This is a genomic window from Streptomyces sp. WG7, from assembly GCF_049975785.1.
Classification (GTDB): Bacteria; Actinomycetota; Actinomycetes; order Streptomycetales; family Streptomycetaceae; genus Streptomyces.
This window is the reverse complement of record NZ_JBNGGE010000031.1, coordinates 78,407-99,229: the sequence shown is the minus strand read 5'-3', so window position 1 is coordinate 99,229 and position 20,823 is coordinate 78,407. Positions and strand designations below refer to the sequence as shown.

At 73.4% G+C, this 20,823-nt stretch carries 21 protein-coding genes; 14 read left to right on the top strand and 7 right to left on the bottom strand.

Going from position 1 to position 20,823, the window contains the following annotated elements; all coding sequences use genetic code 11:
* Together ACP4J0_RS26645 and mycP are read left to right on the top strand one after the other, a co-directional pair.
* Positions 1–1,143 (top strand): hypothetical protein (locus ACP4J0_RS26645; RefSeq protein WP_426601263.1); only part of this gene is annotated, 1,143 nt, incomplete at its 5' end.
* Positions 1,140–2,321: a type VII secretion-associated serine protease mycosin gene (mycP, locus tag ACP4J0_RS26640; RefSeq protein WP_426601262.1), complete on the top strand. Its 1,182-nt coding sequence runs from the start codon at positions 1,140–1,142 to the stop codon at positions 2,319–2,321. The genes ACP4J0_RS26645 and mycP, both read left to right, overlap by 4 nt.
* Here mycP and ACP4J0_RS26635 read toward each other — a convergent pair.
* Complete coding sequence (locus ACP4J0_RS26635; protein WP_426601265.1) at positions 2,306–3,040, bottom strand: serine hydrolase; 735 nt, start codon at positions 3,038–3,040, stop codon at positions 2,306–2,308. The genes mycP and ACP4J0_RS26635 overlap by 16 nt on opposite strands.
* 200 nt (positions 3,041–3,240) lie before the next feature.
* On the opposite strand from ACP4J0_RS26635, the gene ACP4J0_RS26630 reads away from it, so the two are divergent.
* On the top strand, positions 3,241–4,020 hold the full coding sequence (locus ACP4J0_RS26630) for an SseB family protein (protein ID WP_426601261.1): 780 nt from the start codon (positions 3,241–3,243) through the stop codon (positions 4,018–4,020).
* A gap of 43 nt (positions 4,021–4,063) precedes the next feature.
* On the opposite strand, the gene ACP4J0_RS26625 is transcribed toward ACP4J0_RS26630, so the two are convergent.
* Positions 4,064–4,420, bottom strand: coding sequence for a DUF1844 domain-containing protein (locus ACP4J0_RS26625; protein WP_375915133.1), 357 nt, complete (start codon positions 4,418–4,420; stop codon positions 4,064–4,066).
* 399 nt (positions 4,421–4,819) lie between these two features.
* On the opposite strand from ACP4J0_RS26625, the gene infC reads away from it, so the two are divergent.
* The 9 genes from infC to ACP4J0_RS26580 all read left to right on the top strand — a co-directional run bounded on the left by infC (position 4,820) and on the right by ACP4J0_RS26580 (position 14,749).
* A complete protein-coding gene (gene infC, locus ACP4J0_RS26620; protein ID WP_426601264.1) occupies positions 4,820–5,473 on the top strand; it encodes a translation initiation factor IF-3 in 654 nt (217 codons plus the stop codon).
* Positions 5,474–5,580: 107 nt separating this feature from the next.
* Positions 5,581–5,775 carry a 50S ribosomal protein L35 gene (gene rpmI, locus ACP4J0_RS26615; RefSeq protein WP_003977225.1) on the top strand — a complete coding sequence of 65 codons (195 nt, stop codon included), beginning with the start codon at positions 5,581–5,583 and terminating at the stop codon, positions 5,773–5,775.
* Positions 5,776–5,872: 97 nt separating this feature from the next.
* Positions 5,873–6,256, top strand: a complete 384-nt coding sequence (rplT, locus tag ACP4J0_RS26610; protein WP_003977226.1) for a 50S ribosomal protein L20 — start codon at positions 5,873–5,875, stop codon at positions 6,254–6,256.
* Positions 6,257–6,422: 166 nt separating this feature from the next.
* A complete protein-coding gene (locus ACP4J0_RS26605) occupies positions 6,423–7,268 on the top strand; it encodes a TrmH family RNA methyltransferase (protein ID WP_426601260.1) in 846 nt (281 codons plus the stop codon).
* A 50-nt stretch (positions 7,269–7,318) separates the two neighbouring features.
* Positions 7,319–8,458: an ATP-binding protein gene (locus tag ACP4J0_RS26600; protein ID WP_426601259.1), complete on the top strand. Its 1,140-nt coding sequence runs from the start codon at positions 7,319–7,321 to the stop codon at positions 8,456–8,458.
* A 191-nt stretch (positions 8,459–8,649) separates the two neighbouring features.
* Complete coding sequence (gene pheS, locus ACP4J0_RS26595) at positions 8,650–9,771, top strand: phenylalanine--tRNA ligase subunit alpha (protein WP_426601258.1); 1,122 nt, start codon at positions 8,650–8,652, stop codon at positions 9,769–9,771.
* Positions 9,771–12,284 carry a phenylalanine--tRNA ligase subunit beta gene (pheT, locus tag ACP4J0_RS26590; protein WP_426601257.1) on the top strand — a complete coding sequence of 838 codons (2,514 nt, stop codon included), beginning with the start codon at positions 9,771–9,773 and terminating at the stop codon, positions 12,282–12,284. Before pheS ends, pheT begins: the two co-directional genes overlap by 1 nt.
* 432 nt (positions 12,285–12,716) lie before the next feature.
* Positions 12,717–14,057 carry a transcriptional regulator gene (locus ACP4J0_RS26585; RefSeq protein WP_426601256.1) on the top strand — a complete coding sequence of 447 codons (1,341 nt, stop codon included), beginning with the start codon at positions 12,717–12,719 and terminating at the stop codon, positions 14,055–14,057.
* 131 nt (positions 14,058–14,188) lie between these two features.
* Positions 14,189–14,749 carry an NUDIX domain-containing protein gene (locus ACP4J0_RS26580; protein ID WP_426601255.1) on the top strand — a complete coding sequence of 187 codons (561 nt, stop codon included), beginning with the start codon at positions 14,189–14,191 and terminating at the stop codon, positions 14,747–14,749.
* On the opposite strand, the gene ACP4J0_RS26575 is transcribed toward ACP4J0_RS26580, so the two are convergent.
* A complete protein-coding gene (locus tag ACP4J0_RS26575; protein WP_426518690.1) occupies positions 14,746–15,003 on the bottom strand; it encodes a hypothetical protein in 258 nt (85 codons plus the stop codon). The two genes, ACP4J0_RS26580 and ACP4J0_RS26575, sit on opposite strands and share 4 nt — an antisense overlap.
* 182 nt (positions 15,004–15,185) lie before the next feature.
* Positions 15,186–16,058: a 3-hydroxybutyryl-CoA dehydrogenase gene (locus tag ACP4J0_RS26570; protein ID WP_426601254.1), complete on the bottom strand. Its 873-nt coding sequence runs from the start codon at positions 16,056–16,058 to the stop codon at positions 15,186–15,188.
* Between the two features lie 176 nt (positions 16,059–16,234).
* Here ACP4J0_RS26570 and ACP4J0_RS26565 point away from each other — a divergent pair, with 176 nt between their 5' ends.
* On the top strand, positions 16,235–17,542 hold the full coding sequence (locus tag ACP4J0_RS26565; RefSeq protein WP_426601253.1) for a glycoside hydrolase family 10 protein: 1,308 nt from the start codon (positions 16,235–16,237) through the stop codon (positions 17,540–17,542).
* On the opposite strand, the gene ACP4J0_RS26560 is transcribed toward ACP4J0_RS26565, so the two are convergent.
* On the bottom strand, positions 17,539–17,733 hold the full coding sequence (locus ACP4J0_RS26560; RefSeq protein WP_426518696.1) for a DUF1918 domain-containing protein: 195 nt from the start codon (positions 17,731–17,733) through the stop codon (positions 17,539–17,541). The two genes, ACP4J0_RS26565 and ACP4J0_RS26560, sit on opposite strands and share 4 nt — an antisense overlap.
* 40 nt (positions 17,734–17,773) lie before the next feature.
* A complete protein-coding gene (locus ACP4J0_RS26555; RefSeq protein ID WP_426601252.1) occupies positions 17,774–18,700 on the bottom strand; it encodes a DMT family transporter in 927 nt (308 codons plus the stop codon).
* Here ACP4J0_RS26555 and ACP4J0_RS26550 point away from each other — a divergent pair.
* Positions 18,699–20,156 (top strand): PLP-dependent aminotransferase family protein, encoded by a 1,458-nt coding sequence (locus tag ACP4J0_RS26550; RefSeq protein ID WP_426601251.1) that lies wholly within the window; start codon positions 18,699–18,701, stop codon positions 20,154–20,156. The genes ACP4J0_RS26555 and ACP4J0_RS26550 overlap by 2 nt on opposite strands.
* 148 nt (positions 20,157–20,304) lie before the next feature.
* Here ACP4J0_RS26550 and ACP4J0_RS26545 read toward each other — a convergent pair whose 3' ends face one another.
* Positions 20,305–20,787: a DUF6314 family protein gene (locus ACP4J0_RS26545; RefSeq protein ID WP_426601250.1), complete on the bottom strand. Its 483-nt coding sequence runs from the start codon at positions 20,785–20,787 to the stop codon at positions 20,305–20,307.
* Positions 20,788–20,823 lie beyond the last annotated feature (36 nt).

The following is a 20,823-nucleotide window of genomic DNA, read 5'->3' as shown; positions in this document are numbered from 1 at the left end:
CACGCCGCCGCGCCCCCGCCACGGCGTACGGGCGCCCCCGCGGGGCCCCCGCCCGAGGGCGCCGCGTCGCAGGCGGCAGCGCCGCAGCGTCCGGCCGGTTCCCCCGCGCACCGCCCCGGCGCCCCCGCGGAGACGCCGTCCGAGACGACCAGGCGCCTCCGGCCGATCCCGCCGGAGCCGGAGCAGGAGCAGGCACCGGAGCCGAAGCGGGAACGGGAGCGGGAGCAGATGTCGCGACCGGCGGCCGAGCCGGCGGAAGGCTCCGCCGGCGCCCCCGACCCCGCCCTGTCCTGGAGCGCCCCGACGGCGCCCGGCGGCGGGCGGCCGCGGGTGTCGTTCGCGGAGCCCGAGGGGTACGACGGGCTCGCCCGGCCGCGTCCGCTCGGTGGGCGGCTGCGGCCCCAGGCCGTCGCCGCGGCCGTCTGTCTCGTGCTCGGGACGGGGCTCGTCACCGGTGCCGTCACCGGCAGCTGGCTCGCCGGGGACTCCGGGGACGGCGGCGCGCGCAGCGCGTTCACCGAGGCCGCGGAACTGTGGCACAGCGTCCCCGTCGACCGGCTGTTCCCGCCCACCGTGCAGGGACAGGGCGCCGGGCCCGGCGGCGCCGACCGCACCTGGACGCGTGTCGCCGTCGCCCCGGACAGCGACTGCGTCGGCGCCTTCGACCCCCTGCTGGACAAGGTCCTCGAACCGGTCGGTTGCCGGCGCCTGCTGCGCGCCACCTACACCGACGCCACCCGGAGCCACGTCACCACCGTCGGCCTGCTCTTCGCCAACGCCGACGCCGCCGCCATGACCTCGCTGGCGGGCCGGTTCGAGAAGGAGGGCCTGGGCCGCCGCGCCGACCTCATGCCGCGGCCGTACGCCGCGAAGGACACCGTCGCCGCCGGCTTCGGCGCCCGGCAGCGCGCCTCGTGGACCGTCTCCGTCCTCACCGACGCCCCCGTCGTCGTCTACGCCGTCTCCGGCTGGGCCGACGGCCGCACCGTCGACGAGCCGGAGCCCGCCGAGGAGGCCATGGAGTCCGGCGCCACCTCGGCCCCCGCCCAGGCCGGCCTCGGCCACGAGGCGCAGGGCCTCGCCGACCGCGTCGAACGCGCCCTGCGCAAGAACGTCGGCACGGCCACGGAGCACCCGTCGTGAACGCCTTCGGCCCCCGCCGGGCGGGCGGCGCCCTGAGCCTCCTGCTCGCCGCCGCCCTCGTCCTCGTCCCGGCGTCCGCCGCGCACGCCGACGGCATCCGCGCCCAGCAGTGGGCCCTGGACGCCATGCGCACCCAGGAGGCGTGGCGCATCACCCAGGGCGCCGGCGTCACCGTCGCCGTCCTGGACACCGGCGTCGAGGCCGACCACCCCGACCTGGCCGGCAACGTCCTCGCCGGCAAGGACCTGGTCGGCTTCGGCGCGAGCGAGGGCGATCGCGAATGGGCCCGGCACGGCACCGCCATGGCCGGGATCATCGCCGGTCACGGCCATGGGCCCGGGAACGCCGACGGCGTCATGGGCATCGCCCCGGAGGCGAAGATCCTGCCGGTGCGCGTGATCCTGGAGGACGGCGACGACTCCCGCGCCAAGGCCCGCAAGACCCGCGGCAACGCCCTCGCCGAGGGCATCCGCTGGGCCGCCGACCACGGTGCCCACATCATCAACCTCTCCCTCGGCGACGACTCCGCCTCCGCCCACCCCGAACCGACCGAGGACGAGGCCATCCAGTACGCCCTGACGAAGGGCGTGGTCGTCGTCGCCTCGGCCGGCAACGGCGGCGAGCTGGGCGACCACATCTCCTACCCGGCCGCCTACCCGGGCGTGATCGCCGCGACCGCCGTCGACCGCTACGGCACCCGCGCCTCCTTCTCCACCCGCCGCTGGTACGCCACGGTCAGCGCCCCCGGCGTCGACGTGATCATCGCCGACCCGGACCACCGGTACTACGAGGGCTGGGGCACCAGCGCCGCCGCCGCCTTCGTCTCCGGCGCCGCCGCACTGGTGAAGTCGGCCCACCCGGACCTCACCCCGGCCCAGGTCAAGAGCCTCCTCGAGGACACCGCCCGCAACGCCCCCGCCGAGGGCCGCGACGACTCCCGCGGCTACGGCTTCGTCGACCCCGCCGCCGCCATCGAGGCGGCCGCCCGCCTGGAACCGGAGGGCCTGAAGGCTGCGGCGTACGGCGACGAGTACTTCGGTTCCGGTCCGGACGCCCCCGCCTCCGACGACGACACGTCTGCCTGGGCGGCGCCGCTGGCCGGCGGCGCGGGCGGCGTCCTGGTGGTCGCGGCCGTCGTCCTGTGGCGGGGCCGCCGCGAACACTACGACGACCTCTGACCCCGGGCGGCGCCGCCTGCCCCGGCGAACACGGACACCGCCGCCTTCGCCGCCGCCTCGGTCAGCGAGATGCCCTCCGCCAGGGTCGCGTGCCCCCTCGACACCACCGCGACCAGGCGGTCGTGGCCGCCCGAGGCGACCCGCCCGATGCTGTTGACCACCCAGAGCCCGGTGGTGCCGCGCCGCAGCCAGCCGTTCTTCAGCGCCCACGCCGAACCACCGCGACCGTCGTCGGCCGCCGCCGACACACCCCACCGCTGACCGTCGGCGATCCGCCCCATCAGCCCCCGCACATACGCCCGGGAGGCCGCGCTCAGCTCGGAGCCCTCCGCCACGAACACCTGCCGCAGCAGGGCGATCCGGTCGGCGGCGGTGGTCTGCGTCAGCCCCCACAGCGGGCCCTCACCGCCCTCGGTCCGCGTGAGCCCGAAGCGCTCGTTCGCGGCGTCGAGCCCGTCCGCCGTCCCGATCGCCCGCCACAGCGCCGACGCCGAGTCGTTGTCGCTGTTCTCGATCATCGCGACGGCGTACGCCTTCTCCTCGGCGGTCAGCGCACGCCCCGCGTCCTGTGCCCGGAGCAGGAGCGCCGCCAGGATGTCGACCTTGACGATGCTCGCCGTGTCGAAGACACCCGCGCCGTACGAGGCGCTCTCGCCGGAGTCGGCGCCGAGCACCGCCACCGACACCTCCGCGCCGTCCGCCACGGTCACCGACGCCATGGCCGCGGCCAGCCGCGCGTCACGGTCCACGACCGGTCCGACCCTCTCCACCGATGCCTCCCCGCCCGCGGATGCCGAGGCCGACGACGATACGGCGCCGTCCCCGCCCCGCGGTCCGCGGCACGGTCCTCGAACACCGCTCGGAGACGCCCGAGAGGCCGGTGAGGACCGTCGCCCACCCCCCGATAGGGTCGGGGACCGTGGCGAACAAGAACATTCCCGACTCCGGCTACTCCGACGACGACGGCTCCGCCGACCCGCGGCTGAGCGCGGCGCTCGCTGCCTGGGCCGAGGACCGCACCGCCCTGCCGGCCGTGCTGGAGGCGCTGGGGGGTGCCCGGCTGCTCGTGCCGGTCGTGGCCGTTCTGGGCGAGGTCGAAGAGGACGACGCGGAGGAGCACGAAGCTCCTCGGAGGGGTGGCGGCGGGAGACGGGTGGGCGGGCTGCGGCGCGAGAAGACCAGCGACATGGCGGTGCCGACCCTCAAGGCGGGCGGCCGCACCGCCCTGCCCGCCTTCACGTCCACCGACTCGCTCGCCCGCTGGGACCCCGGGGCCCGCCCCGTCGCCGTACCCGTGCACCAGGCGTTGCAGGCCGCCGCGCACGAGAAGGCGGACACGGTCGTACTGGACCTGGCCGGACCGGTGCCGTTCGAGCTGACCGGAGCGGCGCTGCTGGCGCTGGCCGAGGGCCGTACGACGACCGATCCGCTCGCCGACCCGGCCGTCACCGAGGCCGTGCGCACCGCCGTGGCCGCCGAGCCGGCCGTGCTCCGGGCGCACCTCGGGCCGGGCCGGGCCGACGGCACCCTGGCGCTGCTCCTGGACCCCGGGGTGGACCAGGCGCGGGCCGCCCGCGCCGTCGCCGAGCGCCTGGCCGCCGACGAGACACTGAGGGCCCGCCTGGAGCGCGGCCTCGACCTGGCACTGCTGCCGGCCGGGGCGACGCCGCCGGGCGAGCCCTTGTACGTGCGGGGGTAGCTCTCAGTACGTGCGGGGGTGGCTCATGCCGTCCGGTGGCGGCTCAGCCGTAGATCGGGCCGGTGTACTTCTCGCCCGGACCCTGGCCCGGCTCGTCCGGAACGAGCGACGCCTCGCGGAAGGCCAGCTGGAGCGACTTCAGGCCGTCGCGCAGCGGAGCCGCGTGGAAGGAGCTGATCTCGGTCGCGGTCGCGTCGAGCAGACCGGCCAGCGCGTGCACCAGCTTGCGGGCCTCGTCCAGGTCCTTGTGCGCCTCGCCCTCCTCGGTCAGGCCCAGCTTCACGGCGGCGGCGCTCATCAGGTTGACGGCGACCGTCACGATCACCTCGACCGCGGGGACCTCGGCGATGTCGCGGGTCATGGCATCGAAGTCGGGCGTCTCAGGAGGGGTCTCACTCATGCCGCACACGATAGGGCCCCGCACCGGCCCTCTTGACAGCAGGAGGGCCGGGCGGCACCGGTTAGCGCACGCGTTCCGGAGCTGCTAACCTTGTGTAACGACCGGTCGGACACGCATGCCCCCCACGGCAGCGGGCCCGGCCCACAAGTGGAGGCTTCGAACTCCCACCTGGCCGTCCCATGGACGGCGGGTCACCGGTCAGGCGGTCCCGTCCCAGCGGCGGTGACCGGCCCGAAATCGCGCCCCGCGTCATCGCGGCGGTGCTCCGGTAGTAGTTCGAGGAGCCCCGCCTGTGATCGTCCGGGGCATTTTTGTTGCGCCGGCGCGGTTAGGTCTATCGAACACAGACGTTACGCGGCTGTCCGCCAGACCGTCGCGTGGTGCTACCGAGGAGGATCCATCAGCGCCGAGCCCCGCATCAACGACCGGATTCGCGTTCCCGAGGTGCGACTTGTCGGTCCCAGCGGCGAGCAGGTCGGGATTGTCCCGCTTGCCAAGGCCCTGGAGCTTGCGCAGGAGTACGACCTCGATCTCGTCGAGGTCGCGGCGAACGCCCGTCCGCCCGTGTGCAAGCTCATGGACTACGGGAAGTTCAAGTACGAGTCGGCCATGAAGGCCCGTGAGGCGCGCAAGAACCAGGCGCACACGGTCATCAAGGAGATGAAGCTCCGGCCGAAGATCGACCCGCACGACTATGACACCAAGAAGGGTCACGTCGTCCGGTTCCTCAAGCAGGGCGACAAGGTCAAGATCACGATCATGTTCCGTGGTCGCGAGCAGTCCCGGCCGGAGCTCGGCTACCGACTGCTGCAGCGTCTCGCGGAGGACGTGGCCGACCTCGGGTTCATCGAGTCGAACCCGAAGCAGGACGGCCGAAACATGATCATGGTCCTCGGTCCGCACAAGAAGAAGACCGAGGCGATGGCCGAGGCTCGCCAGGCGCAGGAGGCCCGCAAGGCCGACGCGAAGGCCAACCCCGGCAAGTCGCAGAACGCCGCGGAGGCCGACGACGTGGACGCCGAGGCCCCGGCCGAGGCTCCCGCCGAGGCGTGACTCCGGGGGACACCGTCCCCAGGACGTAACCGATACAAGCGACGCTCCACCGTGCCCGGTTTCACGACCGGGCATCGGAGCGCCACCGACGAGGAGAGAACGGCGCTATGCCGAAGAACAAGTCGCACAGCGGTGCCAGCAAGCGCTTCAAGATCACCGGCTCCGGCAAGGTGCTCCGTGAGCGCGCCGGCAAGCGCCACCTGCTCGAGCACAAGTCGTCCCGCGTGACGCGCCGCCTCACCGGCAACGCCGAGATGGCCCCGGGCGACGCCGCGAAGATCAAGAAGCTTCTCGGCAAGTGACGTACGGGCGCCACTGAGCGCCGTACGGCAGGACCGGGACCCATTCGATACCGGGCCGCGTGAGGACCACCGCGGCCCCGCTACAAGGAGTTAAAAAGTGGCACGCGTCAAGCGGGCAGTCAACGCCCACAAGAAGCGCCGGGCGATCCTCGAGCAGGCCTCCGGCTACCGCGGTCAGCGTTCGCGCCTGTACCGCAAGGCCAAGGAGCAGGTCACCCACTCGCTGGTCTACAACTACAACGACCGCAAGAAGCGCAAGGGTGACTTCCGCCAGCTGTGGATCCAGCGCATCAACGCCGCTGCCCGCGCCAACGGCATCACGTACAACCGCTTCATCCAGGGCCTGAAGGCCGCCAACGTCGAGGTCGACCGCAAGATCCTCGCCGAGCTGGCCGTCAACGACCCGAACGCGTTCGCCGCGCTCGTCGAGGTCGCCCAGAAGGCGCTGCCGAGCGACGTCAACGCGCCGAAGGCCGCGTGACGCCGCGCCGGCTCTGAGCCGACGTGACTGCACGGACCCGCGGGGTTACCTGCGGGTCCGTTTGCGTCCGCGTCTGCCGTCTTCTGTCGTATCGCGGGTGCGGGGTCGTCGTGGCCTGTCGCGCAGTTCCCCGCGCCCCTAGGTCACTCCCCTGAAGGTAAGTCGCATGGTTGCTGCCCCCGAGCTGATCTCCCCCCGGTCCCCCCGTGTCGCCGCCGCCCGGCGGCTGGGCAAGCGGAACTTCCGGGGCAAGGAGCGGCTGTTCCTGGCCGAGGGGCCGCAGGCCGTGCGGGAGGCCGCCGCGTACGGGGAGACGCTGGTCGAACTGTTCGCCACCGTCGAGGCCGCCGAGCGGTACGCCGACATCATCGGCTCGGCCCGGGACGCCGGCGCCCGCGTCCACCTCGCCGCCGAGCAGGTGATCGAGGACATCTCCACCACCGTCACCCCGCAGGGCCTGGTGGGGGTGTGCCGGTTCGTGGACACCCCCTTCGACGAGATCCTCGCCGCCCGGCCGGGACTCGTCGCCGTCCTCGCCCACGTCCGCGACCCCGGCAACGCCGGCACCGTGCTGCGCTGCGCCGACGCCGCCGGCGCCGAAGCCGTCGTGCTCACCGACGCCTCCGTCGACCTGTACAACCCCAAGGCCGTACGCGCCTCCGTGGGCTCCCTGTTCCACCTGCCCGTCGCCGTCGGCGTACCCGTCGAGCGGGCCGTCGCCGGCCTGAGGGACGCCGGGGTCCGCGTCCTCGCCGCCGACGGCGCGGGCGAGCACGACCTCGACGCCGAACTGGACGCGGGCACCATGGGCGGACCCACCGCCTGGGTCTTCGGCAACGAGGCCTGGGGGCTCCCGGAGGAGACCCGCGCCCTCGCCGACGCCGTCCTGCGCGTCCCGATCCACGGCAAGGCCGAGAGCCTGAACCTCGCCACCGCCGCCGCCGTATGTCTCTACGCGTCGGCGCGTGCACAGCGCGCCGCCGGAGGGTGCCGCTCCGTCACCGAGAGCTAGTAGGGTGACCAGCTCAAGGCCCCTGCGCGGTTGAGAGGTGGGGTACGGGGATGAGCGTCGGCACGAGCAGCGCACCGGGTGCACGGGAGGCGCCGCGTCCGCCCGCGCCCCGCACACCCGGCGGTCTCGCCGACCTCGGCATGGACCCGGACCACCTGCCCGACGGCCTGGTCGTCGCCGACGAGCACGGCCGGGTCGTCTGCTGCAACGCGGCCGCCGCCCGGATCACCGCCACCCCGGCCGCCGAAGCCCTCGGACAGCCGCTGGACAAGGCCCTTCCGCTGGAGGACCTCGAGGGCCGGCGCTGGTGGCAGCTGACCGACCCCTACGGCGGGCTCGCCATCCGCGTCGGCCAACCCGAGCGGAACCTGCTCCTCCCCGGCGGGCGTGAAGTGCTCGTCTCCGCCCGTTACGTCCGCACCGAGCGCCTCGGCCCCGTCCACCGCGTCGTCGTCACCCTGCGCGACACCGAGGCCCGCCGCCGCACCGAACGCAGCCACGCCGAGCTGATCGCCACCGTCGCCCACGAACTGCGCTCCCCGCTCACCTCCGTCAAGGGCTTCACGGCCACCCTGCTGGCCAAGTGGGAGCGGTTCACCGACGACCAGAAGCGGCTGATGCTGGAGACCGTCGACGCGGACGCCGACCGGGTCACCCGGCTCATCGCCGAACTGCTGGACATCTCCCGCATCGACTCGGGCCGGCTGGAGGTGCGCCGCCAGCCCGTCGACATCGGCGCCGCCGTCGGCCGCCACATCCAGGCGTACGTCGCCGCCGGCCAGGAGGCCGACCGCTTCCTGCTCCGCATCGCCCAGCCCCTGCCCGACCTGTGGGCCGACCCGGACAAGGTCGACCAGGTGCTGAGCAACCTGCTGGAAAATGCCGTGCGGCACGGTGAGGGAACCGTCACTATTGACGTCACGCCCACGGCGTCGCCCCGCGAAGGGGAGGACACCGGCACGTCGGTCACGGTGAGCGACGAAGGGGCGGGCATCCCGGAGGAATCCATGAACCGCGTCTTCACCCGCTTCTGGCGGGGCAGCAAGCGCGGTGGCACCGGCCTCGGGCTCTACATCGTCAAGGGCATCGTCGAAGCCCACGGCGGCACCATCACGGTCGGCCGCGCCCCGGGTGGCGGCGCCGAGTTCCGATTTACGTTGCCCGTGGCGGCCCCCGCGTACCTCACCTGAGACGGTCCGGGACCCCACGGGCGCGTTCGCCTTCCTCCACCCCGTTAGACTCGGCCTTTGGCACCTTTGTGTCCCGCAGACGGAGACGCCCCGAGCGAAGACGCCCCGAGCGGAGACGCCCGGAGCGAGACGCTTCGTCCACGAGCCGGTTACGGGGACCATCAGCCAGCCAATCGGAAGCACGGGAAGAGATGTCGGCACCGAATAAGTCGTACGACCCTGTCGAGGTCGAGGCGTTGAAACCGGAAGAGATCGAGCGCATGCGGGACGAGGCGCTCGCCGCCTTCGCCGCCGCGAGCTCCCTCGACGCGCTCCAGGAGGCCAAGGTCGCCCACACCGGCGGCACCTCGCCGCTGGCGCTGGCCAACCGCGAGATCGGCGCCCTGCCCCCGCAGGCCAAGGCCGAGGCCGGCAAGCGCGTCGGCATGGCCCGCGGCGCCGTGAACAAGGCGCTGGCCGCCCGCCAGGAGGAGCTGGAGGCCGAGCGGGACGCGCGCGTCCTGGTCGAGGAGGCCGTGGACGTCACGCTGCCCCACGACCGCGTACCGGCCGGCGCCCGCCACCCGCTCACCACGCTCTCCGAGCGCATCGAGGACGTCTTCGTGGCCATGGGCTACGAGGTCGCCGAGGGCCCCGAGGCCGAGGCCGAGTGGTTCAACTTCGACGCCCTGAACATCGGCCCGGACCACCCGGCCCGCGGCGAGGCCGACACCTTCTTCGTCCAGGGCCCGGACGGCGGTACCGAGTCCGGCGTCGTGCTGCGCACCCACACCTCGCCCGTGCAGATCCGCTCCGCGCTCGACCGCGAGCCGCCGGTCTACGTGATCTGCCCCGGCCGCGTGTACCGCACCGACGAGCTGGACGCCACCCACACCCCCGTCTTCCACCAGGTCGAGCTGCTCGCCATCGACGAGGGCCTGACCATGGCGGACCTCAAGGGCACCCTGGACCACATGGTCCAGTCGCTGTTCGGCGCGGAGATGAAGACCCGGCTGCGGCCGAACTTCTTCCCCTTCACCGAGCCGTCCGCCGAGATGGACATGCTCTGCTACGTCTGCAAGGGCGCGTCCGTCGGCAACCCCGACCGGCCCTGCCGCACCTGCTCCAGCGAGGGCTGGATCGAGCTCGGCGGCTGCGGCATGGTCAACCCGCGGGTGCTCACCGCCTGCGGCGTCGACCCGGAGAAGTACAGCGGCTTCGCCTTCGGGTTCGGCATCGAGCGGATGCTGATGTTCCGCCACAACGTCGAGGACATGCGAGACATGGTCGAGGGTGACATGCGCTTCACCCGGCCGTTCGGGATGGAGATCTGATGCGGGTCCCGCTTTCTTGGCTGCGGGAGTACGTCGACCTGCCGGCCACACAGACCGGCCGCGACGTCCAGGCCAAGCTCATTTCGGCCGGACTCGAGGTCGAGACCGTCGAGCACCTCGGTGCCGACCTCAAGGGCCCCCTCGTCGTCGGCCAGGTGCTGACCATCGAGGAGCTGGAGGGCTTCAAGAAGCCGATCCGCTTCTGCACCGTCGACGTGGGCCAGGCCAACGGCACCGGTGAGCCCCAGGAGATCGTCTGCGGCGCCCGCAACTTCGCCGTCGGCGACAAGGTCGTCGTGGTCCTCCCCGGCGCCACCCTGCCGGGCGGCTTCTCGATCTCCGCGCGCAAGACCTACGGCAAGACGTCCCACGGCATGATCTGCTCCGGCGACGAGCTGGGCATGGGCGACGACGGCACGCACGGCATCATCGTGCTGCCGCCGGAGACCGAGGTCGGCAAGGACGCCATCGAGCTGCTGGAACTGGTCGACGAGGTCCTGGACATCGCCGTCACCGCCAACCGCGGCGACTGCCTGTCCATCCGCGGCGTCGCCCGCGAGACCGCCATCGCCTACGGCCTGCCGCTGCGCGACCCGGCCCTGCTCGACGTACCCGGCCCGAACGCCTACGGCTACCCGGTGAAGATCGCCGACCCCACCGGCTGCGACCGCTTCACCGCCCGCACGGTGACCGGCCTCAGCTCCGAGGCCCGCTCCCCGATCTGGCTCCAGCGGCGTCTCCAGAAGGTCGGCATGCGCCCGATCTCGCTCGCCGTCGACGTCACCAACTACGTGATGATGGAGCTCGGCCAGCCGCTGCACGCCTACGACCGCTCCCTGGTCCAGGGCACCATCGGCGTACGCCGGGCCGAGGAGGGCGAGAAGATCGTCACCCTCGACGGCACCGAGCGGAAGCTGCACGCCGAGGACCTCGTCATCACCGACGACCGCGGCCCGATCGGGCTCGCCGGCGTCATGGGCGGCGCCAACACCGAGATCGCCGACCACGGCGATGCCGACAACGCGACGACCGACGTGGTCATCGAGGCCGCCCACTTCAACCAGGTCGCCATCGCGCGCACCGCCCGCCGGCACAAGCTGTCGTCCGAGGCCTCCCGCCGCTTCGAGCGCGGCGTCGACCCGCAGGCCGCGGCCGCCGCAGCCCAGCGGACCGTCGACCTGCTCGTGCTGCTCGCGGGCGGCACCGCCGAGGCCGGCGTCACCGAGATCAGCGCCCCGTCCGCACCGCACACCATCAGCGTCCCGGCCGGTCACCCGGACCGGGTCGCGGGCGTGGAGTACGGCCGCGAGACCGTCGTACGCCGCCTCCAGCAGGTCGGCTGCGACGTGTACGGGCAGGACGAACTGATCGTCACCGTGCCGTCCTGGCGGCCCGACCTCACCGACCGGAACGACCTGGCCGAAGAGGTCATCCGCCTGGAGGGCTACGAGAACCTGCCCTCCACGCTGCCCCGGCCCCCGGCGGGCCGCGGCCTGACCTCCCGGCAGCGGCTGCACCGCCGGGTCGGCCGGGCACTGGCCGGTGCCGGCTACGTCGAGGCGCCGAACTACCCGTTCGTCAGCGAGCAGGTCTTCGACCAGCTCGGGCTGGACGCCGACGACCCGGCCCGCCGCGTCGTCAAGCTGGTCAACCCGCTCAGCGACGAGGAGCCCGCGCTGCGGACCACGCTGCTGCCGGGGCTGCTCGGCGCGCTGCGCCGCAACGACGGCCGGGGCTCGCACGACCTCGCGCTGTTCGAGACCGGCCTGGTCTTCCACCCGCGCGACGAGCAGCGCGTCGCCGCCAACCTGCCCGTCGACCGGCGCCCCGGCGAGGACGACCTCGCCGCGCTGGACGCGGCGCTGCCCGACCAGCCGCGGCACGTCGCCGTGGTCCTGGCCGGCGCCCGCGAGCAGGCCGGCTGGTGGGGCAAGGGCCGTCCGGCCGACTGGGCCGACGCGGTCGAGGCCGCCCGGACCGTCGCCCGCGAGGCCGGCGCCGAACTGGGCGTCCGCAAGGGCCAGTACGGCCCCTGGCACCCGGGACGCTGCGCCGAACTGTTCCTCACCGTGGACGGCGAGGAGCGGGTCGTCGGTCACGCCGGTGAACTGCACCCGCGCGTCCTGAAGGCGCTGGGCCTGCCCGCGCGCACCTGTGCGATGGAGCTGGACCTCGACGCCGTGGAGCGCGTCGGCGACGACACGCCGCAGGCGCCGGGCATCTCCACGTTCCCGGTCGCCACGCAGGACGTCGCGCTGGTCGTCGACGCGTTCGTGCCGGCGTCGGAGGTCGAGGCCGCGCTGCGCGAGGGCGCCGGTGAACTGCTGGAGTCCATCCGGCTGTTCGACGTCTACGACAACGCGGAGCAGCTCGGTGAGGGGCGCAAGTCCCTGGCGTACGCGCTGCGTTTCCGCGCGGGGGACCGGACGCTGACGGTCGACGAGGCGTCGGCTGCGCGCGATGCGGCGGTCGCCCTCGCGGGCGAGCGGGTCGGAGCGGTGCTGCGTAGTTAGCGGTTCGCCCAGGGGGCGGGGGCTTCTGCCGGTCGGCGGCTGCGGGTAGTCGGTGGCTGGTCGCGCAGTTCCCCGCGCCCCTTGTCGGCGTCAAGGTGACGTCCCTCCGGGGGCGCGACCAGCCGCCACGCACCCGCAGCCGAGAACGCACCCACACCTGAACGGTGTTCAGTCGGACCGCGCAACCGGCGGAGCCGTCCGCCCCGCCACGGAGTGTCGGGCAGGCGGCCGGGCGGACGGCGTGCACACGGGCCGCCGCACTGTACGAGGGGGAGCCGGCGGCCCGGCCGGCCTCTTTCGAGGCAGTTCAGTCAATCGGCCCGGGAACTCTCCGCGACAGCGCGCACACGGTACGGATGCGCGTACTCCGTTCACACCCCGTGTGAAGGCCGACGCACTACGCTGTCGGCACCGAGTCACCGGGGGGCACCCATGCAGCCCAACACCCTGCTCGACGCGATCCTCGACGAGGCCGGGATCTCGCACGCGGGACTGGCCGCGCACGTCAACCAGGCCGGACGGGCGCGCGGGCTCGCGCTGAGGTACGAACACACCGCCGTCGCGCGGTGGTTGAAGGGACAGCGGCCGCGCGGCCAGGTGCCCGACCTGATCTGCGAGGTCCTCGCGTCCCGGCTGCAGCGCCCCGTCACCCTCGACGACATCGGCCTCGGCGTGCCCGGCGAACCGGCCGCCCCGCACACCGGCACGCTGTCCGGCTTCGTGGAGCGCGCGACCGCCCTGTGGCGCTCCGACCAGCAGCAGCGCCCGCACATTCTCGGCGCCCCCGCGCTCACCGGGACACCCGCCGTGATGCCGGTGTGGGAGTGGGAGAACCCGCCCGAGGACGTGGACGTCTCCCGCGGCGGCCGGTACCGGGTCACCGCGGGCGACCTGGAGATGCTGCGCTGCGCCCGTGCCCACTACGAGCAGATGTACCGCAAGGCCGGCGGCATGGCGACCCGCGCCCGCATCGTCGGCTTCCTCAACTCCGAGGCCGCCCCGCTGCTGCGCGGCAGCTACACGGACGCCACCGGCCGCCAGCTGCACCGGGCCACCGGAGGCCTGGTCGCGGTCGCCGGCATCTGCGCGTACGACTCCGACGCGCACGGTCTCGCGCAGCGCTACTTCCACCAGGCCCTGCGGCTCGCGAAGGCCAGCGGGGACCGGGGGCTCGGCGCCTACGTCATCGCGCTGCTGGTCAACCAGGCGCTGTTCATGCGGGAGAACCGGCAGGCCGTGGCCTTCGCCGAGGCCGCCCTGCGCGCCGCCGGCCGGCACATCACCCCGGCGCTCGCCTCCGACCTGTACGCGATGCAGGCCAAGGCGTACGCCCATCTCGGCGACGGCACCAGCGCCCTGTCCTGCATCCGTCGGGCCGAGCAGGCCGCCGAACGCATCCGGCGCGGATACGAACCCGACGAGACCGGCTACGTCCAGCCCGGCCTGGTCAACGTGCAGGTCGCCGAGGCCCTGCTCAGCCTCGGTGAGCTCGCGGCGGCCGGGGAGCACGCCGCGGCGGCCGTCGACAACCCCGCGCACGACCGGGGTCGCGTACACCGGCTCGCCATACTCAGCACGATCGAACTGCGCCGGGGCAACGCCGACAAGGCGGCGGCCACCGCGGTGCAGATGGCCGAACAGGCCCGTGGCATGGAGTCCCGGCGGCTGCGCGACAGACTGCGCGCGGTACGCGAGCACCTGGTGCGCAGCGGCTGCGCGGGCACGTCCGAGGCCGCCGAACTCATCGACGGCGCCCTGCGCGTACCGCTCTGACGTTCCGCTCCTACGCCCCGCCCCCGGGACGCACTGCGCCCACCGCTGCGCCGTGAGCGGCCGTCGTGCGCCTGCTGCCGGGACGCGGCTGCTGCGATATTGCCACCTACCCAAGGAAAGGTGGCAGAACCGTGCAGTGGACGAAACAGAACGAACAAACTGTGTACTCAAATCGCTGGTTCAGCGTCAATCTCGCCGACGTCGGGCTACCGGACGGCCGGCACATCGACCACTTCCTCATACGGATGCGCCCCGTGGCCGTGGCCACGGTCGTCAACGAGGCGAGCGAGGTCCTCCTGCTGTGGCGGCACCGCTTCATCACCGACAGCTGGGGCTGGGAGCTCGCGGCCGGCGTCGTCGAGGACGGCGAGGACATCGCGGCGGCCGCGGCCAGGGAGCTGGAGGAGGAGACCGGCTGGCGGCCGGGACCACTGCGCCACCTCATGAGCGTGGAACCGTCCAACGGACTCACCGACGCCCGGCACCACATCTACTGGGCCGACGAGGGCACGTACGTCGGACACCCCGTGGACGCCTTCGAGTCGGACCGCCGGGAATGGGTCCCCCTCAAGCTCGTTCCCGACATGGTTGCCCGCGGGGAGGTCCCGGCCGCCAGCATGGCGGCCGCGTTGCTCCTGCTGCACCACCTCAGGCTGGGGCAGGACACCCCGCCCGGCCGGGGCGGCGTCTAGCGTCCGAGGGCCTGCCAGACCGCCACCACCAGGGAGCCCACGGCCGTGACGACCGCGAGCGAGGGAAGCGGCCAGCGGGCGTGCTCCAGGGCGGTCAGCCGTGCGTTCAGGTCCTCCAGCTCCTTGGCGGCCTCCTCGGTGCGGTGGGAGAGCAGAGCCAGTCCGCCCTCGACGCGGGCGTAGGCCACGTCCAGCCGGCGCCGTAACTCTGCGAGTTCTCCCTGTGCGACGGAATGCTCGGGATCGGCGGTCACGAACCGCTCCTTTCCGTAGTCGTCTCACATCCCTTGCATGTGCATCGTGAGTCAACCCGCCTGGTGGGCGCATGGGGAGCGTGTGCGGAGGGCATATGCGAGCCCGGAGCGCACACACCGTGTGAATGCCGCGGGCCCGGCACCTGCCAGGTACCGGGCCCGCGACACGTAGCTCAGCGTGATCAGCCGTAGGAGTAGAAGCCCGATCCGCTCTTGCGGCCGAGCCGGCCCGCGTCGACCATGCGCTGGAGCAGCGGGGGAGCGGCGTACAGCGGCTCCTTGTACTCCTCGTACATGGAGTAGGCGACCGAGGCGACCGTGTCCAGGCCGATCAGGTCGGACAGCTTCAGCGGGCCCATCGGGTGGGCGCAGCCCATCTCCATACCGTTGTCGATGTCCTCGCGGCTGGCGATGCCCGACTCGAACATCCGGATCGCGGAGAGCAGGTAGGGGATCAGCAGCGCGTTGACCACGAAGCCGGAACGGTCCTGGGCGCGGATGGAGTGCTTGCCCAGCACCTTCTCGGTGAAGAGCTGCGCCCGGCTGAGCGTGCCCTCGGAGGTGGTGAGCGCCGGGATCAGCTCGACCAGCTGCTGCACCGGGGCCGGGTTGAAGAAGTGGATGCCGATGACGTGGTCGGGCCGCGAGGTGGCGACCGCCAGCTTCACCAGCGGGATCGAGGAGGTGTTGGAGGCCAGGATCGCGTCCGGCCGGGTCACGACCTGGTCGAGCACCTGGAAGATCTCGGTCTTGACCAGCTCGTTCTCGACGACGGCCTCGATCACCAGATCACGGTCGGCGAACTCGCCGAGGTCGGTGGTGAAGCTCAGCCGCGCCTGCGTCGCGTCCCGCTCCTCCTCGGTGATCTTGCCGCGCTCGGCGGCCTTGCCGAGCGAGTTGTACAACCGGGTCCGGCCGATCTCCAGGGCCTCGCCGGTGGTCTCGGCGACCATCACCTCCAGACCGGCGCGGGCGCACACCTCGGCGATGCCCGCTCCCATCTGACCGCAGCCCACCACGCCGACGCGTGCGATATCTCCCGAGATGCCGGTCACATCGTCCCTTTCGCTGACTCCACGACTTGAGGCAGCTCCGCCGGGGTCCCCGGCGTCTGCTCCGATCGTGCACGTTACCCCCGAATGGCCACGGATCCGTCGCCCGGGTCGGGCATGCTGGGAGCCCGTCCACGATCCGTGACCGCGCGGATCCACTGCGTTCAGGAGGTCTCCCCATGGGCCGTGTCTCGCGTCGTGCCTTCGCGGTGGCGGCGTTGTCGGCGTTCAGCATGGCGCCCGGGGCCTCGGCGGCGCCGGTCCCGTCGGCCGCGCAGACCCCGCCGGCGGTGCCGGGTCCCGCCGCGCGGCCGCCCGCCCGCCGTGCCGTCACCGGGATGCGGGGCATGTGGCTGGCCACGGTGGCCAACCGCGACTGGCCCACCCGCGCGGGGCTGCGTGCGGCCGAGCAGCGCGCGGAACTCGTCGAGCACCTCGACACGGCGGTCCGGCACCGTCTCAACACGGTGATCTTCCAGGTGCGGCCGACGGCCGACGCGCTGTGGCCGTCGGCGTACGAGCCCTGGTCCCAGTACCTGTCCGGCAGCCAGGGCCGGGACCCGGGCTGGGACCCGCTGGGCACGGCCGTGAAGGAGGCCCACGCCCGCGGCCTGGAACTGCACGCCTGGTTCAACCCGTACCGCGTCGCCACGCACGACGACCCGGCCCTCCTCGTGCCCACCCACCCCGCGCGCAGGCACCCCGACTGGGTGGTGCGGTACGGCGGCAAGCTCTACTACGACCCGGGGCTTCCCGAGGTCCGGGCCTTCGTCCAGGACGCGATGATGGACGCGGTGGAGAAGTACGCCGTGGACGGCGTCCACTTCGACGATTACTTCTACCCCTATCCGGTGGCGGGCGAGAGCTTCGACGACGGGGCGACCTACCGCGCCCACGGCAGCGGCTTCGCCTCCAAGGCCGCCTGGCGACGGCACAACATCGACCTGCTGGTGCGCGAGACGGCGGCCCGCGTCCAGAAGGTCCGGCCGGCCGCCCGCTTCGGCGTCAGCCCGTTCGGGGTGTGGCGCAACGCGGCGACCGACGCGAAGGGCTCGGACACCCGGGCCGGTGTGCAGACGTACGACGACCTGCACGCGGACACCCGCACGTGGGTGCGCGAGGGCTGGATCGACTACATCGTGCCGCAGCTCTACTGGAACATCGGTCTCGCCGCCGCCGACTACGCGAAGCTGCTCCAGTGGTGGGCGGAGGTGGCCAGGGGCAGCCGGACGCAGCTGTACGTGGGGGAGGCGCTGTACAAGGCCGGCGACCCGGCACAGCCCGCCGCCTGGCAGGACCCGGCCGAACTGTCCCGGCACCTCACGCTGGCGCGGCAGTATCCCGAGGTGCGCGGGCACGTCTTCTTCGCCGCGAAGGACGTCGCCGCCGACCGGACCGGCGCGATGGCGCGGGTGAGTGCCGACCACTACGCGCAGCCGGCCGGCACCTCCCGCCAGGACGGGCGCCGGACGTCGGGCGTCGGCTAGAGCTGGATCTCCCGATGCCGGATCTCGGAGTCGGGGCCGGGCGAGCACACCGCCTCGTGCCCGTCCTCGAACCGGACCCGGTACGGGGGAGCGCCCTTCTCGCCCATCACTTCGACGATCTCCGCCACCTTGTCGTGTTCACCGACCACCCGTCCGTGCTGGATGAGCTGGTCGCCCTTGGTCGCGTGCATCTGTGAGGCCTCCTCACCTGTGTGCCGCCTGGGGCATGCCCTACCCCCGGGCCCGCTGGGTGACCGCGATGCAGACCAGCACCGCCGCGGCCGTCAGCGGAGCGGCCACCGTCAGGTGCTCGCCCAGGAGAAGTACCGACCACACCAGTGTGAGCAGCGGCTGGGCCAGCTGCAACTGGCTGGCCTTCGGGATGCCGATGGCCGCCATGCCCCGGTACCAGACGACCAGGCCGAGGAACTGCGAGCCCACCGCCACCCACAGCAGCCCGGTCACGCCGTGCGCCGTCAGGTGCACCGGCTCGAACGACAGGGCCACCGCGGCCATCGGCACGGTCAGCGGCAGGCACAGCATCAGCGCCCAGCCGATGACCTGCCAGCCCGGCATCACCCGGGCCAGCCGGCCGCCCTCGGTGTAGCCGGCCGCGCACACCAGCAGAGCCCCGAAGAGATAGGCGTCGGCCGTGGTCAGGGCGCCGCCGCTCTGCTGCACCGTGAAGGCGAGCACGGCCGCCGCACCCGCCAGCGCCGCGATCCAGAAGGTGCGCGAAGGGCGGGTGCCGATGCGCAGCGCCGACAGCAGCGCGGTGGTCAGCGGAAGCAGGCCGACCACGACGGCGGCGTGCGCGGTGGTCGAGGTCTGCAGCGCGAGGGTGGTCAGCAGCGGGAAACCGAGGACGACGCCGCCGCCCACCACCGCGAGCCCGGACCAGTGCCGCCGCTCGGGCAGCGGCACGCGCAGCATCAGCAGACAGCCACCGGCTATCACCGCGGCCAGGACGCTGCGCACGGCGATCAGGGACCAGGGGCCGAAGCCCTCCAGGCCCCAGGCGGTGGCGGGGAAGGTGAGGGAGAAGGCGACCACACCGAGGGCGGCCTGGAGGGTGCCGAACGAGCTTGCGCCCGAGGAGGTGTCCGGACCGCCGACTGCTATCGCCGTCGAGCTGGTAGCGCTACTCTGTGCTCTCATGCAAGAGCGTAGCAGCGTCGGTGATCTGGCGAACCAACTGCGGCGGGAACTCGACCGCTACTCACCCGGTGGAAAGCTCCCGTCCAGCCGGGCCCTCGTCGACCGGTTCCGGGTCAGCCCGGTGACCGTCTCCCGCGCCCTGGCGCAGCTGGCCGCCGAGGGGCTGGTGGTCACCCGGCCCGGCGCCGGTGCCTTCCGTGCCCACCGGCACCGGCCTGCCGTGCCCTCCGGGGACACCTCCTGGCAGGAGGTCGCGCTCAGCGCCGACGGCGCCGCCGACCTCGTACCGCGCTCGGTGGACGCCTCCGGGGTCCTGGTCTCGCTGGCCGCCCCGCCGCCCGGCGTCGTGGAGTTCAACGGCGGCTACCTGCACCCGTCGTTGCAGCCGGAGCGGGCGATGGCGGCGGCCCTGTCCCGGGCCGGGCGGCGGCCCGGCGCGTGGGGCCGGCCGCCGATGGAGGGTCTGCCGGAGCTGCGGGAGTGGTTCGCCCGCGGGATCGGCGGGGCCATCACGGCGGCGGAGGTGCTGATCACCGCGGGCGGCCAGTCCGCGCTGACCACGGCCCTGCGCGCCCTCGCCCCGCCCGGCACCCCCGTACTCGTCGAGTCCCCGACCTACCCCGGCATGCTGGCCATCGCGCGTGCGGCGGGCCTCCGTCCGGTGCCGGTCCCCGTGGACGCGGACGGTGTGCGGCCGGCCCTGCTCGCCGACGCCTTCCGGGCGACCGGCGCCCGGGTCTTCGTCTGCCAGCCGCTGTTCCAGAACCCGACCGGTGCCGTGCTCGCCCCCGAGCGGCGCGGCGAGGTGCTGCGCATCGCCCGCGAGGCCGGTGCCTTCGTCGTCGAGGACGACTTCGTGCGGCGGCTGGTGCACGAGGACGCGGGCCCGCTGCCGGCCCCGCTCGCCGCCGACGACCCGGACGGCGTCGTCGTCCACGTCTGCTCGCTGACCAAGGCGACCTCGCCCAGCTTCCGGGTGAGCGCCCTGGCCGCCCGCGGGCCGGTGCTGGAGCGGCTGCGGGCCATCCAGGTCGTCGACACCTTCTTCGTGCCCCGGCCCCTTCAGGAGGCGGCGCTGGAACTCGTCGGCTCGCCCGCCTGGCCTCGCCATCTGCGGTTCATCTCCGCGGAGCTGAAGGCCCGCCGGGACGCGATGACAGCCGCGCTGCGCCTGCACCTGCCCGAGCTGTCCCTGCCCCACGTCCCCTCCGGCGGCTACCACCTGTGGCCGCGCCTGCCCGAGGGCACGGACGAGGCGGGGCTCGCCTCGGCAGCCCTGCGCGCGGGCGTCGCCATCACCCCCGGCCGCCCGTACTTCAGCGCCGAACCCCCGGCCGCCCACCTCCGGCTGAGCTTCGCCGCGGTCGCGGGCGTCGGGGAGATCGCGGAAGGGGTGCGGCGCCTGCGTACGGCCTGCGCGGAGGCGAGGGGCGACGGGGCGGACGCGCCGCGATAACGGGTCGCAGGGCTCCCCCGAGCCCTGCGGGCATCCCGGCCTGACCGACGCGCCGAGCCTGCCCCGGGGCCCGGGGACGCCTGCCTGGAGTTTGGCGACGCCTGCCTGGAGTTCGGGGACGCCTGCCCAGGGACCCGGGGACGCCTGCCTAGAGTCCCGGGGAGGGCCGGCCGCCGGCGCGGGGACCCGGGCTCTCGCGGAGGTGGTCCGTCGTGAGCAGCAGGTCCTTGGCAGGGCCGCCCACGCGCCACACGGTCCGCCAGCGGTCCTCGTCCCGGACGGTGAACTCGCCCCGGTAGAGGTCGGCGGCGCACGGGTGGTCGGCCACATGGCGTCCGGAGGTCAGATCCAGGCCGTGGAAGGGGCGGCCGTCCGCGAAGCGCACGTCGGCGGTGCCCGGCGCGGCCCCGGGTTCGTAGCGCAGGGTGCGCTCGGCGGGGCGGGTCACGCCCTGCCAGGTGAAGGCCCCGGACTCCCGGCTCAGCAGCCCGCCGCCGGCCATCGCGTCGAACGCCGTGGTCCCCACGAAGCGGCCCTCCGCGCCGCTCGCCAGGTCCCGCACCGAGCGTTCGGTGCGCCACCGGCCCGCGAGAAACGCCAGCACATCCGGTACCGGCCACAACTCGCTCATTTCCACCCGCTTTCCGCCTCCGGCCCACTGGTTGCT

Coding starts and splice junctions, on each gene's coding strand:
- ACP4J0_RS26635 (WP_426601265.1), bottom strand. CDS start 3,040: ATGGCGTCGGTGACCGTGGCGGACGGCGCGGAGGTGTCGGTGGCGGTG.
- ACP4J0_RS26625 (WP_375915133.1), bottom strand. CDS start 4,420: ATGAGTGAGACCCCTCCTGAGACGCCCGACTTCGATGCCATGACCCGC.
- rpmI (WP_003977225.1), top strand. CDS start 5,581: ATGCCGAAGAACAAGTCGCACAGCGGTGCCAGCAAGCGCTTCAAGATC.
- ACP4J0_RS26605 (WP_426601260.1), top strand. CDS start 6,423: ATGGTTGCTGCCCCCGAGCTGATCTCCCCCCGGTCCCCCCGTGTCGCC.
- ACP4J0_RS26600 (WP_426601259.1), top strand. CDS start 7,319: ATGAGCGTCGGCACGAGCAGCGCACCGGGTGCACGGGAGGCGCCGCGT.
- pheS (WP_426601258.1), top strand. CDS start 8,650: ATGTCGGCACCGAATAAGTCGTACGACCCTGTCGAGGTCGAGGCGTTG.
- pheT (WP_426601257.1), top strand. CDS start 9,771: ATGCGGGTCCCGCTTTCTTGGCTGCGGGAGTACGTCGACCTGCCGGCC.
- ACP4J0_RS26585 (WP_426601256.1), top strand. CDS start 12,717: ATGCAGCCCAACACCCTGCTCGACGCGATCCTCGACGAGGCCGGGATC.
- ACP4J0_RS26565 (WP_426601253.1), top strand. CDS start 16,235: ATGGGCCGTGTCTCGCGTCGTGCCTTCGCGGTGGCGGCGTTGTCGGCG.
- ACP4J0_RS26560 (WP_426518696.1), bottom strand. CDS start 17,733: ATGCACGCGACCAAGGGCGACCAGCTCATCCAGCACGGACGGGTGGTC.
- ACP4J0_RS26550 (WP_426601251.1), top strand. CDS start 18,699: ATGCAAGAGCGTAGCAGCGTCGGTGATCTGGCGAACCAACTGCGGCGG.
- ACP4J0_RS26555 (WP_426601252.1), bottom strand. CDS start 18,700: ATGAGAGCACAGAGTAGCGCTACCAGCTCGACGGCGATAGCAGTCGGC.
- ACP4J0_RS26545 (WP_426601250.1), bottom strand. CDS start 20,787: ATGAGCGAGTTGTGGCCGGTACCGGATGTGCTGGCGTTTCTCGCGGGC.